Consider the following 15370-nt stretch of genomic DNA (forward strand, 5'->3'; position numbering starts at 1 on the left):
CTAGTCCGGCCGCGACCGGTGCGGCATCGGCAGCCAGCCGTCTTCGACGGCGCGTTTGAACAGGTCCAGTTTGGTGCGGGTGGGCCGGCCGGCGTCGGCGTACTTCTGCCGGATCCGCTTAAGATACTCGTTGACGGTGTCCGCGGCCACGCCGAGTTCCTCGCCGACGCTGACCGAGGTGCCGCCGGAGGCGTACAGGGTCAGGACCCGCTGCAACTGCGGGCTCAATGCCACCGCATCCAGATTGGGGTCACCGTCGATGGCGGCGGCCCACTCGGTGGTGAGCACCTCCTGGCCGCGGCCGCCGGCGCGCACAGCACCGAGGATCTCCTCCTCCGGCGCGGATTTGAGGACCACGCCGAGGGTTCCTGCGCGGGCCGCCGAGCGCAACAGGTCCGGGTGCTCGCCAGAGGTGTAGACGACGGTGCCGATGCCGTGTTCGGCCAGCCGCGCGACATTCTCCCGCGGCGAGGTCCCGTCCCCCAGCCGCAGATCCAGAATCACCACATCCAGATCAGTGGTCTGGGCCAGCAGATCGGCCACGGTCGCCGCCGAGGCCACCAGGACCAGATCGTCGACGTCTTCGAGGATCCGTTCGATCCCCCACACCGGCGCCCGGTGATCGTCGACCATGCCGACCCGGACCACCTCGTCCGGCGCCGCAGGCGTCCCCATTTCCTTATCGTCCACGCCCCGCCCCTATCACTGCTGGCGACGGCGTTGCCGCGTCGCCTGAGATTCCATGTCGTCTCCGACTCGGTCTTCGCGCTGATTCTATCGAGCGGCTCGGACAGTTGACCGACTCGGCGCGAATTGGCGAATCCGGTTCCCCCAAAACAGGGACAGTGGGCCGGGTCTCGCCGGGCGCGCCTCCGCGCGGTAGGTTAGGGTCACCTGACACGTCCAGAGGAGGACTGAAGATGCAGAAGACTTTGCGTAAGCCCGTGCTGGCAGCGGCGGCCCTGGCCGCCGGTGCGGCGATCGCCCTGACCGGCTGCTCCAGCGACGACACCAAGGAGGCCGTCAGCAGCGCAGCGAGCTCGGCAACCGAGGCCGCCTCGTCCGCAGCCGATTCGGCCCAGGCTGCCGTGCAGGGCCTGGACGTCTCGAAGGCACAGGAGATCGTGCGCACCGCCGTCGACCCCGACACCCCGTCGGACCAGATCGGCGATGTGGTCGACGTGAGCACCCCGGGCACCGAGCAGGCCATCACCGGCTTCGCCAAGGGCGCCTCGCGGGCCGGCTACACCCCGGACATCTTCACCGTGAAGTCCGTGAAGTCCACCGACAAGGTCGACGGCAACGACGCCGCTACCGTGACCGTGGCTGTGGCTTCGCCGCACGCACCCGATCCGATCGACCTGGACCTGGTGTACGTCAAGGTCGGCGACGACTGGAAGCTGTCGGCCGATGCCGTGACCCAGCTGTCAAGCATGGCCGAGCGCCGCTGACCCGGTAGCCGTCACTTCGCGACCGAGCGCCGCGTCGTTCCTCCACGGAGCGGCGCGGCGTTCCGCATCTGCGGGCGCCTGTCCGGCGGAGATGCGGGGGTGCCGAGGGTCGGCTCTAATCGGCCGGGGCCCAATGCAACCCGACCGGCGCCACCTGGCAGATCCACCGATGCTGGACCTCACCGTCGATCACGGTCAGCATGGCGACCGCATCGCGGCCCGGCGGCAGAATGCGGGCGATCACCGTTCCGGACTCCAGCTCGGTGACGGTGCGGATCAGTTCACCGTGCAGTGTGTCGGCCTCGCGGGCGGTGAGCCGGTCCAGGTCCAGTCCACCGTCGTCGAGCAGGTGGACCTGCGCCCCGCGTGAACGGGCGTTACGCACCGCCCACCGCACCCCTTCGCTGGTCCAGCCGCGGCCGCGAACCTCATCGCGCAGCGTGTTCTCGATCAGCCGGGCCGTCAGTGCCTGGTCTTCGCTCAGCGGTTCGCCGGCCGCGAACTGCTCCAGCAGCGGCCGGGCATCGTTTTCCAACATCGACAGCCGGCCGTCGCGTTCGGCGAGCGTGGCCGCAGACGCCGCCTCGACGGCGACCGCCTCCATCTCCCGCTCGCGCAGCGCACCCATCAGTGTCATCAACGGCCGCACCATCAGCGCGATGATCGTCGCCGGCAGCACCGTGGTGAGTACCCGATTGGTCATCGGCATCATCTGACTCAGCGGTGCACCGTGATCCACCGTCCAGACCGCCGCCACGCCGAGGGAACCGGCCAGCGTCAGCCAAGCCAGTCCGCTGCGCCCGCGCAACGCCATGAAGCCGGCGACGATGGCTGTCATCGCCGGGGGTGCGGTCATCTGCATCCACCACTGTCCACCGTCGCCGGGCAGGTGCCACCAGGCCAGCGCCAAGGCCGCTAGCGCGGCGAGCACCAAGATGACCCCCGACCAGACCGGCAACGGATCAGCAGGGATCAGCAGACTGGTTGCGATCGCTGCCAATGCCAGCGCCAAAGCGGACAGCTGTGCCGTCCAGAAGCTCTCGATCACCTCGGCCCCGGCGGTGCTGGCGATGACCACCGTGTAGCCGATCGCAAGCAAGGTGATCGAGAATGCGACGATCGGCGACCGCAAACCCAGAAGAGTCGGTAGATCCGGCACTCCCGACGCCGGTGCACGCACATCCGCACCCTCGGCTCTCGGAGGATGCGCGTGAATAGCGCTGGCGTTGTCGGTCATCGGTGCCGCCATTCCAGCGACACCATCGTGCCGTCGCCCACTGCGCTGTCGATCACGGCTCTCCCACCGGGGATCTGCTGCATTCGCTTCCGGATTCCTGCCGCGATACCCATCCGGTCTCCCGGCACTCGATCCGGATTGAACCCGGTCCCGTCATCGACCACCCGCACTCGGATGCTCTCTGGACCGAACTGACCGACCACGACCTGGGAGGCGTCCGGTCCGGCGTGTTGAAGGCTGTTCACCACCGCCTCGCTGGTGGCCCCGATCATCGCGTCGACAGCCGCCAACGGATAGTCGCCGGCGGCCGGATCCACCTCCAGTATCACCTCGATACGGTCGCTGTAATCGACCACCATTTGACGCAACCGGCGATATGCCATCTCCGGGGATACCGTCGGCGGGCGCTCGCGCGCGCTTCCTTCCAGCGCGGTCAGCGCCGCCACCGCCTGCTCCTGCTGGATCCGTGCCGGCGAGCCAGCGCGCGCGGTCCGCAGGACGGTGATCACTTCATCACGCACCACCGCATCCATCCGATCTCGTTCCAGGGCCCGTGCCTCACGTGCCGCAGTGCCGGCTGCGGCGCTCAGCAGACGATCGCGATCTCCATCGACGTTCCTGGCGACCGACATCGCTGCCTGTACAACTGCCAGAAAGACGCCGATCATCCCGCCGCTGATCACCGCTCGCATCGCTTCCGCCATAACCAGGACTTGGCCGCTGTATGCGAGGCTGTACGCGAAAGCAAGGGTCGTGAGGATGACCGCGGTGTATGCCACGGCCGCCCAATACGGCAAGACCGTGACAAGGCCGACGCCGATCAGGGTCGCAGCCGCCGACACCCAGAGCGGGTTGATGAAGTCGGTGCCGACCAACTCTCCGGTCCAGGCGGGGAACCAGAGAAGCACCGCCAGCCACTGCACACCCGCAGCGAGGACCATCGCCGTGGCGAGTCGGTGGTAGTGCCGGTCGGCCGAAGCCGCGATCATCCCCACCCCGGCAAGAAGGAACAGGGCGATGCACACCGGAGTCCACCACGCCGCCGTCTGCTCCGCGAGGCGGGTCATGGTGCCGATACCAAGCAGGGGCGTCAGAAGGAACATCACGCCTATACCCATGGCGGCAGCACTCCGGATGCGCCGAACGCTCACCGTTCAGCCCTCGCACCCTGGCAAGAGCCCTGCTGTGCAGCGCATGATCAGAAACCTTACAGAACGAAGGTGCGATTCTGTCAGAGCACGACACAGCAAAGGCGGCCCACACAATCCGGTGGGCCGCCCTTTGCTTTTGCGGTTCGGTTAGACGGCTTCGCCCAGCGGGCTGCCGACGTCGGCGAGACCCCGACCCAGCCACTGCGTTGCGGCTGCGACCCACTCGCCCTGTTCCACCGGCGAGAGTTCGCGAACTCGCTGCGGCAGCAGACTCATCAGCGCCGCAGCCAGTGCCGCACCTCGCGACAGTCCCTGCGCAGCGACGACGGGGCCGTACTCGGTGATCTTCTGATGGAGAGCGTCGAAGGTCACGGCCTCACCGTCAAGGCGCACCGCGGTCATCCGCGGCGTCGACACGGCACGATCCTCGATCTGCACAAAGAGGTCGGTCATCTACTCACCCATCGTCGGCGGGGACGCGTCCCCATCCTTGGTGTCCACCAAACGGGGGACTTTCTCAGGAGAGTGTCTCAGAAGCTTGCGACCACGCAAAGGATTCGACGTATTTCTGTGTCGAAAATCACGTGACAGCTTTCTCGGCACCCGAAACCGAGTGTGCCCGAAATTGCGTGCGTGACGGATGGTGGACGAGTGATGGATGTGAAACTGTAACCTGTTCGCGATGCTTACCGACAGGTAGGCAGGCTAGTTGCCGGCCCGTTCTGCTGCATCGCGTTCCATCGCCTCGATCAGACTCTTGGGCCGCAGGTCGGTCCAGTTCTCCTCTACATAGGCCAGACATGCATCGCGGCTGTCCTCACCGAAGACCTTGGTCCAGCCGGCCGGGATGTCGGCGAAGGTCGGCCAGAGCGAGTGCTGGTTCTCGTCGTTGACGAGGACGAAGAAGCGACCGTTCTCGTCGTCAAAGGGGTTGGTCATCAGATGTGATCCTCTCTACTTGTTTCAGATTCTTTCATGGGTTCGGTTTCGGGAGCACTCAACCGCGCGTCGATCTCCGGGCCGATCACCGCCAGCGCCTCGGCATTCGCCATTCCGAGGTGATGGGTGTCGACCATGATCGTTTCGACATGTGCCACGTGCCCGTCCCAGGCCCTCACAAGAGCGTCGGGGTCGCCCTTGTCCGCGGTGGCGACAAAGAGCTGGATCGGCCCATCGAAGCTCTGCGGCCGGTATCCGGCAAGCATCTGATCGGAAGTCGCGAAGGTTTCGACGATGCGATCCACCTGGTCTTCGTCCAGAAGTCCCATGCTTGCGATCTGATCACGGACCACCGCCGAGACCTCGTCCACCGTGGCGGCGGTGACCTCTTCGCCGAGACCGAACAGGTCACGCCATCCGCCGAGTAGATCGGCCGCGGTCTGCGTAACGTCGGCCTCGCCGACGTCGTCGGCGCTCTCCTCTTCCAGAGGGCCGACTTCCAGAGGGTCGACGACGTCTTCCGGAACGGGAGCGGCATCCATGATCCCGAGGTAGGCGACCGACTCGCCCTCGGCCTCCAGATGGGTCGCCATTGCATGCGCGATGGCACCGCCGATCGACCACCCGAGAAGATGGTACGGACCGTGCGGCTGTACCTGCCGGATTTCGCTGACATACCGCGCAGCGAGCTGTTCGGCGTCGAGAACCTGCGGCTCACCAGTCACCACATAGGGGTCCTGGATCCCGTAAATCGGGCGATCTGTGACGAACGGAACCAGGCCGCCGTAGAACCAGGCCAGACCACCGGCCGGATGGACACAGAACAGCGGGGCCCCGTCACCGTCCGATCGGAGAGGAATCACGACCTCGCCGGTGATCGAACTTCTGTCGACGATCTGTGCCGCGAGCGCGCGCGGCGTCGGATTGCTGAACAGCCACGCCAGTTCGATGTCCAGGCCGTACTCGCTCTGCAGCCGCGCCCGCAGCCGCACCGCAGACAGCGAGTTACCGCCTACGTCGAAGAACGAATCGCGAACCGAGACTCTGTCCACACCCAACACGTCGGCGAAAGCCGCCGCGATCCCTTCTTCCACATCCGACTCTGGAGCTACGTATTCGGCTACGACGACCGTGGTAGGCAGTGGGAGCGAGTCGCGATCGAGCTTGCCGTTGGCGGTGAGTGGCAGCCCGTCGATCACCATCACCACGTCAGGAACCATGTAGCTCGGGACGAAATCAGCCGCCGCTGCACGGACCACGGCAGGATTAACAACGGCACCGACCTCAGGAACCACGTACCCGACCAATTGCTCACCGCGCACCGGATCGTCGTAGACCCGCGCCGCAGCAGCGGCCACCCCGCCGGCCCGCAACAACCCCGACTCGACCTCGCCGTACTCGATCCGGAAACCACGCAACTGCACCTGCGCATCCCCACGACCCAGATACTCGATGTCACCGCCGACCCGCCGCGCCAGATCACCCGTGCGATACAAACGTCTTCCCGGCGCACCGAACGGGTCGGCCACGAAACGGGACGAGGTCAGCCCAGACCGGTTCAAATACCCCTGCGCCAACTGACCACCGGCCACATACATCTCACCGACCACCCCGTCAGGCACCGGATGCAAACGCTCATCGAGCACATGAATCGCCAACGACGCCAACGGACGGCCGATCAGCGACGCATCACCGGCCGAGACCAACGCCCGATCCAACGACCGGAACGTCACATGCACCGTGGTCTCGGTAATGCCGTACATATTCACCAGTTCCGCCGAATCCTCGGGGAACTCATCGAACCAGCGCCGCACCTGCTCAAAACTCAGCGCCTCGCCGCCGAACACCACATACCGCAGACCCAGCTCCGCCTGCGTCCGCAACCGGGCATCGATCAACTGATAAAACGCCGAGGGCGTCTGCGACAACACCGTCACACCCTCATCCGCCAACAACCCGACAAAAGCCTCCGGGTCACGAGCCAACTCCCGATCGACCACGACCAGCCGCGCACCCGACAACAGCGGACCCCACAACTCCCACACAGAGAAATCAAACGCATACGAATGGAACATCGTCCACACATCGTCGGCGCGGAAATCGAAATCCGCGGCAGCCGTGTCCATCAACGTCACCACATCCCGGTGAGTGACCTCCACCCCCTTCGGCAGACCCGTCGACCCCGACGTATAGATCACATACGCCCGGCTATCAGCCTGCACCACGATCTGTGGGGCCGACGAACCGAGATTCGCCTTGATCAGCGCATCCACATCGACCACAGCAGCATCGCCCACCGATTCCCACAGCGGATGGCCTGCCGACGACGAATCAGTCAGCACAACGTCGACCGCCGCGTCGGCGACGATGAACCGCAGGCGTTCCACCGGATTGCCCAGATCAAGCGGTAGATACGCCGCACCGACCTTCAGCACACCCAGAATCGCCGCAGCCAGGTCCACTGACCGCGCCGTAGCCACACCGGTCACATCACCCGGCCCCACACCCTGCGCCCACAAACCCGCAGCTATCGCATCGGCGCGCGCATCGAGTTCGCGATACGACAGGCTTCGTTCCGAAGTCGACACCGCCATCCGCTCGCTGAAAGCAGCCGAAGATCCCGCAAAAAGGTCCACCAACGAGTACCCGGCGTGCACGGTCTCCGTCACCGGTGCCGGCAAAGCCGCCAGTACCTCGACCTCCGCCGCCGACAACACGGCCACGTCGCCGACCGGCAGCAACGGATCGGTCACCAGATCGGCCAGGAGCCGTACATACCGATCCGCCAAAGCGGCAATCGCCACCTCATCGAACAGATCGGTGGCGTAGATCGCCGAAACGAGCCAGTCGCTTGAGCCGGGCTGAATCTCGAACTGCAGGTCCACCCGCGCAGGCGGCTCCGGCGCCTCCACAGCTGTGATCTCCAGCGTCCCGAGGCCGCCGCGTTCGGTCACCGTGGCGTTGTTGAACGACAGAATCACCTGGGCGAGGGGCGCGAACGCCTGCGAACGCACCGGACTCATCGCGTCGACGATCGACTCGAACGGCACATCAGCGTGCGCGAACGCCTGCAGATCGATTTCCCGGACTCGATCCAGGAACGAACCGAAGGTCTCAGTGTCGTCGACGACGGTGCGCAGCACCAGGGTGTTGACAAACATGCCGACGAGTGGGTCCAGGACCTGGTGCCCTCGCCCTGCGACCGGAGTCGCCACCGACACGTCATCAACCGAGGCCAGCCGCGACAACAGCACAGCCAGGGCTGCATGCATCACCATGAACGGCGTCGCTCCGTGTACACGAGCAACCGACTCGACAGCGGCAACCGTGTCCGCCGGGATGCTGAATCCGTGGCGTGCGCCTCGCCCCGAAGCGACGGCGGGCCGTTGCCGGTCGGAAGGCAGTTCCAGCACATCCGGGGAATCCTCAAGCTGAATGCGCCAGTAATCCAGTTGTCTACCGATCACCGAATCTGGATCGTCCGTTGCACCCAACTCCGCGTTCTGCCAGATCGCGTAATCGGCGAACTGCACGTCAAGCGGCACGAACTGAGGCTCATCATCAGCCATCCTCGCTGCATACGCCGTCAGCAGGTCCGCCACGAGCGGTGCAACCGATGCACCGTCGGCGGCAATGTGGTGCGCGACGACGGCGAGCACGTACTCACCCGGCGCGACCGGCCACAACCGCACGCGGAACGGCCACTGCGAGGTCACATCGAAACCGGTCCGGACGTCCACTTCGAGTTCGGTCTGCGAATCGACCAGCTTCCAGTCGATCCCATCGTTCACCTCACCGCGTGGCGCGATCGACTGGTACGGAACACCGTCAGACTCCGGGAACACCGTCCGCAGCACTTCGTGGCGCTCGACCACGTCGACCACCGCGGCGCGAAGTGCGTTGACGTCCAAGTCTCCGGTCAATCGCATGACGGCCGGGATGTTGTAGGTCGCGTCCCCCGGAGCCAGCTGATTGATGAACCACATCCGCTGCTGAGCGAACGACAACGGGATCCTGCACGGCCGGGGACTGACGGCCGTGATAGGCGCCAGGGCCGAAGTGCTTGTCGACCGGGTCGCAGCCAGTTCGCGCACGGTATGACGTGTGAACACGTCGCGGACGCCGATCTCACGGCCCAGGGCCGCCGTTGCGCGGGCTGCCAGTCGTGTCGCCGACAGCGAGTTGCCGCCGAGCTCGAAGAACGAGTCGAGAGCTCCCACACGGTCGACTCCCAAGACCTCTGCAAAGACCTCAGCGACCGCCCGCTCGTCTTCCGTGGCAGGTGCGACGTAAGCGGTACCGACGGTCGCGTCAGCAGGTTCGGGCAGCGCGGCGCGGTCGAGTTTGCCGACCGGAGTCAGCGGCATCGACTCGAGCACCGTGATCGATGCGGGAACCATGTAGCCGGGTAGGCGGCACGCAGCTTTTGCGATCAGCACGACCTCGTCGAGCACGGTCTCACCGTCCCCGACTACATAGCCGGCGAGTGAACGGGCCGGAGTGCCGACAGCCACGACGACGGCCTCGGCGACCCCAGGCAGCGCAGCAAGTACAGCTTCGACCTCGCCGAGTTCGATCCGTTGACCGTTGATCTTGACCTGGTGGTCGATACGTCCGACGTAGTCGATGGCCCGCTCGCCCGTGACCCGGACGAGGTCGCCGGTGGCATACATGCGCGCGCCGAGCCGGTCTGCGAAAGGGTCAGCGACGAAACGGCTGGATGTCAGGGCGGACCGACCGAGGTAGCCACGCGCAAGAGAGACGGGAGACGAGAGGTACAGCTCGCCTGTCATGCCCTGCGGCACCGGATTGAGGCCGTTATCGAGCACATAGCCGGTGAAGCCGCGCCACATCCCCCCGATAACCACCCGTTCGCCGGGCCGCAGATCGCCGCGAATCGCCAGAGCCGTGGTCTCAGTCGGGCCGTAGGCGTCGACCACTCGGAGGCCGGGGCGAGAGGCCCAGCGATCCACAAGTTCGAGCGGCACGGCCTCGCCGCCGACCGCAATGACCCGCAGGGCGGTGCCTGCCCCCGGATCCAGAGTCGCCAGCACCGACGGGGTGATGAAACCGCTCGTCACCCGGCCCTCGTCGAGGACACGCTCTAGGGCAGGACCCGCGTAAGCATCGGCCGGTGCGATGACCATCGTGCGTCCCGCGACGATCGACCAGGCGAATTCGAGGAACGCCGCGTCGAAGCTGGGAGAGGCGACGTGCAGAATCCGCGCGTCACCATCGGATACCGATTCCCGAGTGAGATCCGAGAGTCCCAGCGCGAGGGTGGCCGTGCCGCGCTGGGTGTTGCCGACAGCCTTGGGTCGGCCGGTAGTGCCGGAGGTGTAAGTCAGGTAGGCCAAATCATCCAGCGTCACCGGACGGCCGCGGTCGGCGTCCGTGATCGGATCATCAGCAGCATCCAGAAGTTCGGCGAGCCCGATCCATTCACAGTCGCCGCCGAGCTGCGCGCGGGTGTCCGAGTCCGTCACGCCTATCCGGACACCCGAGTCGGAGATCATGAAGGCGACCCGATCCTCGGGATAGTTCGGGTCGATCGGAACGTACGCGGCTCCGGCTTTGAGGATGCCGCAGATCGCCACCACCGAGTCGATGGAGCGCACCAGACCGACCGCGACGATCTGACCCGGGGTTATCCCGCGAGCCAGCAGAGAGCGCGCCACACTGTTGGTTCGCGACTCGAATTCCGCGTAGTCGATCACCTCATCACCGCAGATGAGGGCGGGGTGTTGCGGGTCGAGGGTGCGTCGACTGAACTGCTCGATGAGCGTCAGTTCCTCCGCGGCCGGTGCGTCCGCAGGAACGATCCCCTCGTCGGAGTCTGCACCGGCGAGCAGAGGAATCTGCACCGTCTTCAGTGCGGGATCGGCCGCGACCGCGCCGAGAATGTTCTCGAGAGCGCGACCGAAAGTCTGAACGTCATCCTCGGAGAACGCCGACGGCAGGTACTTGAGCGTGAGTTGCAGCCCGTCTGCCGTCGGTGCACCCGCCAGATTCAGCGGGTAGTGCGTCGCATCCGAGGCGGTCGCTCCGACGATCTCCAGTCCTCCGGCCGCGGAGGCGTCGACGGTGCTGAGACTCTCAGTGTCCACCGGGTACGACTCGTAGACGGTGAGAGTGTCGAACAGGACCGGCAGCCCGGTCAGCGCTGTCAGTTCCGGCAGTCCGAGGTGCTGATGGTCGAGGACGGCGACCTTGTCGCCTTGCAATACCCTGAGCACCTCGGAGGCGGCGGCGCCCGGGTCGACGTCCACCACGACTGGCAGCGTGTTGATGAACAGACCGACCATCGTTTCGACGCCGTCGAGGTCCGCAGGTCGACCTGACACGGTTTCGGCGAAAGCAACCGTTCGGTTTCCGGTCAACCGCGACAGAAGGACCGCCCACGCGAACTGCAGGATCGTCGATATCGTGACGCCCTGTTCGCGGGCGAGTTGGTCGATCGCCTCGGCCAGTTCGCGACCCAATGGCACCACGAGGTCCCGCGGGAGAGTCTCCGCAGACGCCTCGGCAGCCGGCGCCAACAGGGTCGGCTCGTCGATACGGTCGAGGATCGGCCGCCAGGCTGCGATCCCTGCTGCCCGGTCGGCGGCACCGATCCGGCGCACATAGGCTGCGAAATCGGTGTCCGGACTCGACAGCCGACCGGTATAGGTGAATCCGGTCCCGTAGATCGCCAGCAGATCGGCCATGACCAGCGGGCCTGACCAGCCGTCGAACAGCAGGTGGTGGTTGGTGATCACTACCGCCAGGCCACCGTCGTAACGCACGACGACGACCCGCAGCAGCGGCGATGCGTCGAGGGCGAACGGCTTCAGCTTCTCTTCCCGTTCGATGCCAGCGATGCGCTCTTCGACGGTTTCGCGATCGGCAGCACCCAGGTCCACTTCTCGCCAGCCGGCGCGAACGCCGTCGACGATCACGGTGACGACGGCACCGCTGGGCACCCGCACGAACGCCGAACGAAGCGCACGATGATGTTCGAGCAGATCGTCGGTGGCTCGCCGAAGGCGCCCAAGATCCACGTCTCCGCCGAGACGCAGGGTTGCCTGCGTGAGATAGACGTCGACAGTCTCGTCGCCCGCGAGTTCGGACTGGAAGTACAGGCCTCGCTGCAACGGTGTCAGCGGCCACACGTCCGCTCCAGGGAAGCGTTCGGCGAGCAGATCCAGGTCGTCCTGCGTCACTCCGGTGCCCGGCACATCTGACGGGGAGAGCCCGGGATCGCCGACCGCCACTGCAGCGACGATTGTAGCCAGTTCGTCACTCCATCGGCGGGCGATGTCTTCGGCATCGGCGGTCGAGAGAACCGATTCGGGGAAGCGGAAGTCGGCCGCGATCACCGGACCGTCGGCGCGTCGTATCGTCTGAGCATTGATCACCAGCGGGCTCATCGCGGCCATGCCTCCGGAGACCGCACCGGGCAGGAACACGGCGTCGCCCGCCGGAAGCAGCGGGATGGGTTCACCGGCCGGAGTCGCGGTCGGCTGGTCCGCACCGCCGCCACCGCCGAGGTAATTGAAGGCGATCGACGGCAGCGGACGCGCCTCGAGCTCGTCGTTACCGCCGTACCGCAGCAGACCGAACCCGATGCCCTGGTTCGGGCGGCTCAGCCGCTCTTCCTTGGCGGCCTTGACCGCATGGACCGGGTCGGCGGACGGGTCGATCGACAGCGGGGCGATACTGGTGAACCAGCCGACCGTACGCGCGAGGTCGGCACGCCGCGGATCGCTGCCCTGTGCCAGGATCTCTTCGTAGCGGCCGTGGCCCTCGGACAGCACTCCGACGGGTGCACCGTCGTCGATCCCCTGGTCACGCTGCCACGAGCGCACCGCGCGCGCCAGCGCCGCCAGCAGAACATCGGTCAGCTGAGCGCCGAATGCTTCGGGCACCCTCTGTAGGAGTGCCGAGGTCAGGTCCGGAGCCAATTCGTGCAGATGCGAGGAGGTCTCCGAGTACCGCGTCGCCGCCGGGTCGAACTCCCGGCCGAGGTCGGTCGGTCGCTGCGGGCTCCGAGCGAGCCAGTAGTCGAGTTCGCCGGCGAACTCTCCGACGCGTGCTGCAAGGGCGTTGTTCCACGCCTGCTCGGAGGTCACCTCGCCACGCAGGGCGATCGGCTGGTCGGCGCTCACCTGCGCCCACCCTGTCACCAGATCCTCGAGGATCACCGGCCAGGACACCGTGTCGACTGCGAGGTGGTGGATCGTGAGGACTACGCGAGCACCGTCGTTGCCGGTGACGAGTGTGGCCCGGACCAAGCGGCCGGTCGCAGGATCGAGCCGGGCCGCATCTGCCGCATGGGCCGCAGTGACTGCAGCGACGAACTCGTCACTGCCGGCGTCGGCTGCGACTTCGAAGGTTCCGACCGATGCGGCCGCGTCGAAAGGCTCGCCGGCGGTCAGCACCCACCGACCACCCGGCGTCAGCATGTCACTGACTGCGTCGCCGACGATCGTGGTCAGCGACTTGCCCTTGTCGAGCGAGAACCACAGGCCCGCGGGCTTGTCCTCGCGGACGAGGCGCGCCGAGAGCATCGGGTGTGCTTCGACGACGGCCGCCAGCAGTTCCGCCAGGTCCTCGACGCTCATCTCGGCGGGGGCGAAGAGGATCTGTGCCTGGTTGAAGTCGGCGAAGTCGGCGGGAGTCGGTGCCGCCTGGGTCATCCACGACATGACCGGGGACAGTGCGAGCTCGCCGCGCCCGTCATCCGGATCGTCGAGGATCGGCAAGGCCGCCGCGCCCGACGTCGCTGCACGGGCGATCCCGCGCACCGTCTTGTGCTCGAAGATCTCGCGCGGGGTGATGCCCACGCCAGCCGCTTTCGCCGCCGAGGCCACCTGGATGGACATGATCGAGTCACCACCGAGGGCGAAGAACGACTCGGTGACGCCGAGCCGCTCGACCCCGAGGAGCCCCCCGATGATGTCGGCCAGCAACCGCTCTTGATCGGTCTTCGGCGCGATGTAGTCAGGGCGCCGGGTTCCACCTTCCGGTTCGGGCAGTGCCGCCCGGTCGAGCTTGCCCGAGGGGGTCAGCGGAATGTCGTCGATCACCAGGATCTGTGCCGGGATCATATGGGCCGCAAGGTGATTCGCAGCCTCCGCTGCCACCGCGTCGGGATCGATGCTCTCGCCGGGACGTGGGACCAGGTAGGCGACCAGCTGGGTGTGTTTGCGATCGCCCTGCTCGACTTCGCGGCCGATGATGACGGCCTGCGCGACACCCGGGCTATCGGCCAGGACGGCCTCGATCTCGCCGAGTTCCACTCGCTGACCGTTGATCTTCACCTGGTGATCGGCGCGGCCCGCGAACTCGAGGTCGCCCTTGACCAGTCGGACCATGTCCCCGGTGGCGTACATCCGCGCACCCGGAGCCCCGAAGGGGTCGGCGACAAAGCTCGTCGCACTCAGATCGGGCCGTTCCAGATAGCCTCGGGCCAGGCCCGAAGCCGACAGGTACAACTCCCCCATGACCCCGTCGGGCACCTCGTGCAGCCGCTGGTCGAGGATGCGTGCCGTGAATCCCCCTTGGGCTCGGCCGATGGTGACGGGTTTTCGCGGCGTCATCCGCGCACGCGTCGCCCAGATGGTGATCTCGGTCGGTCCGTAGAAGTTCCAGAGCCGACGACCACGCGCCGCCCACCGTTGGACCAGTTCCGGCGGACATGCCTCGCCGCCGGTGACGAGATTGCGCACCGTGGCTGCGCGTTCGGGGTTCAGGGTTGCCAGGACCGAGGGTGTGACGATCAGGTCGGTCACCTCACCATGCTCGATGACTTCGTCGAGCGCCGCACCCGCATAGTCTGTGTGCGGAGCAAGAACCAGTGTGTGGCCTGCACTGATGCCCCACACCATCTCCAGAATCGACGCATCGAAGCTCAACGCCCCGACATGGAGCACGCGAGTATCGGGGTCGTCCTCACGAGACCCGGTGACCTTCTGCAGATTCGCTACAAGATCGACCATCCCGCTGTTGGCGATCGCCACACCCTTTGGCCGACCGGTGGAACCCGATGTGTAGATCACATAGACGAGGTTCTCCAGCCGGACAGACCCGTTGCGTTCGGCATCGACGATCGGGGCACCCGAATCGGCTTCGGCTTCCAGAGACTCCAGTTCGAGCCACGCGCAATCGGTCTCACCCATCCGGCTTCGCGTGCTCGCGTCGGTGATACCGATGCCGACGGCAGAATCTTCGAGCATGTATGCGATCCGGTCGTCGGGATATGCCGGATCGATCGGCAGATACGCTGCACCCGACTTGACGATCCCCCAGATCGCCAGCACCGACTCGACCGAACGTTCCAGACCCACCGCCACGATGTCGTCTGGCCTGACACCGCGGCCCAGCAGTGCACGCGCAATTCGATTAGTTCGCGCTTCGAAGTCATCGTAGGAGACTTCTGTCTCGCCGCAGATCAGTGCCGAGTGTTCTCCGTCGAGGTCTCGTCGGCTCAGGATGTCGATCAGGGTGCCGTCTTCGGCAGACCCTCCGATCGCCATCCCACCCGTCGATTTGTCGCGGTCAGGCACCTGACTCCTCTCCTGGCAGCGAACATCCCGTGCTGGCTTCGATCG

General features: G+C 66.0%; 7 protein-coding genes. 1 reads left to right on the forward strand and 6 read right to left on the reverse strand.

Going from position 1 to position 15370, the window contains the following annotated elements; genetic code table 11:
* On the reverse strand, positions 1 to 675 hold the full coding sequence (locus tag GOHSU_RS03090) for a response regulator transcription factor (RefSeq protein WP_035739893.1): 675 nt from the start codon (positions 673 to 675) through the stop codon (positions 1 to 3).
* A 245-nt stretch (positions 676 to 920) separates the two neighbouring features.
* On the opposite strand from GOHSU_RS03090, the gene GOHSU_RS03095 reads away from it, so the two are divergent.
* Entirely contained in the window at positions 921 to 1451 is a 531-nt protein-coding gene (locus GOHSU_RS03095; RefSeq protein ID WP_005936699.1) for an MTB12 C-terminal domain-containing protein, read from the forward strand.
* Between the two features lie 115 nt (positions 1452 to 1566).
* On the opposite strand, the gene GOHSU_RS03100 is transcribed toward GOHSU_RS03095, so the two are convergent.
* From GOHSU_RS03100 to GOHSU_RS03120, 5 genes are all read right to left on the reverse strand, one after another.
* Positions 1567 to 2631: a DUF8320 family protein gene (locus GOHSU_RS03100; RefSeq protein WP_155820901.1), complete on the reverse strand. Its 1065-nt coding sequence runs from the start codon at positions 2629 to 2631 to the stop codon at positions 1567 to 1569.
* A 53-nt stretch (positions 2632 to 2684) separates the two neighbouring features.
* Entirely contained in the window at positions 2685 to 3839 is a 1155-nt protein-coding gene (locus tag GOHSU_RS16185) for a sensor histidine kinase (RefSeq protein ID WP_005936704.1), read from the reverse strand.
* Between the two features lie 147 nt (positions 3840 to 3986).
* Positions 3987 to 4292 carry a hypothetical protein gene (locus GOHSU_RS03110; RefSeq protein WP_005936707.1) on the reverse strand — a complete coding sequence of 102 codons (306 nt, stop codon included), beginning with the start codon at positions 4290 to 4292 and terminating at the stop codon, positions 3987 to 3989.
* A 252-nt stretch (positions 4293 to 4544) separates the two neighbouring features.
* The gene (locus GOHSU_RS03115) at positions 4545 to 4778 is read right to left on the reverse strand and encodes an MbtH family protein (RefSeq protein ID WP_005936710.1); all 234 of its coding nucleotides are present in this window, start codon (positions 4776 to 4778) and stop codon (positions 4545 to 4547) included.
* Positions 4778 to 15325 carry a non-ribosomal peptide synthetase gene (locus GOHSU_RS03120; protein ID WP_155820903.1) on the reverse strand — a complete coding sequence of 3516 codons (10548 nt, stop codon included), beginning with the start codon at positions 15323 to 15325 and terminating at the stop codon, positions 4778 to 4780. The genes GOHSU_RS03115 and GOHSU_RS03120 overlap by 1 nt, the downstream gene beginning before the upstream one ends.
* Between the last annotated feature and the right edge of the window lie 45 nt (positions 15326 to 15370).

Origin of the sequence: Gordonia hirsuta DSM 44140 = NBRC 16056 (assembly GCF_000333015.1) — a bacterium.
GTDB lineage: Bacteria > Actinomycetota > Actinomycetes > Mycobacteriales > Mycobacteriaceae > Gordonia > Gordonia hirsuta.

What these genes read in the sequence shown, in the direction of transcription:
- GOHSU_RS03090 (WP_035739893.1), bottom strand. Translation starts at nt 675, where the DNA reads ATGGGGACGCCTGCGGCGCCGGACGAGGTGGTCCGGGTCGGCATGGTC.
- GOHSU_RS03095 (WP_005936699.1), top strand. Translation starts at nt 921, where the DNA reads ATGCAGAAGACTTTGCGTAAGCCCGTGCTGGCAGCGGCGGCCCTGGCC.
- GOHSU_RS03115 (WP_005936710.1), bottom strand. Translation starts at nt 4,778, where the DNA reads ATGACCAACCCCTTTGACGACGAGAACGGTCGCTTCTTCGTCCTCGTC.
- GOHSU_RS03110 (WP_005936707.1), bottom strand. Translation starts at nt 4,292, where the DNA reads ATGACCGACCTCTTTGTGCAGATCGAGGATCGTGCCGTGTCGACGCCG.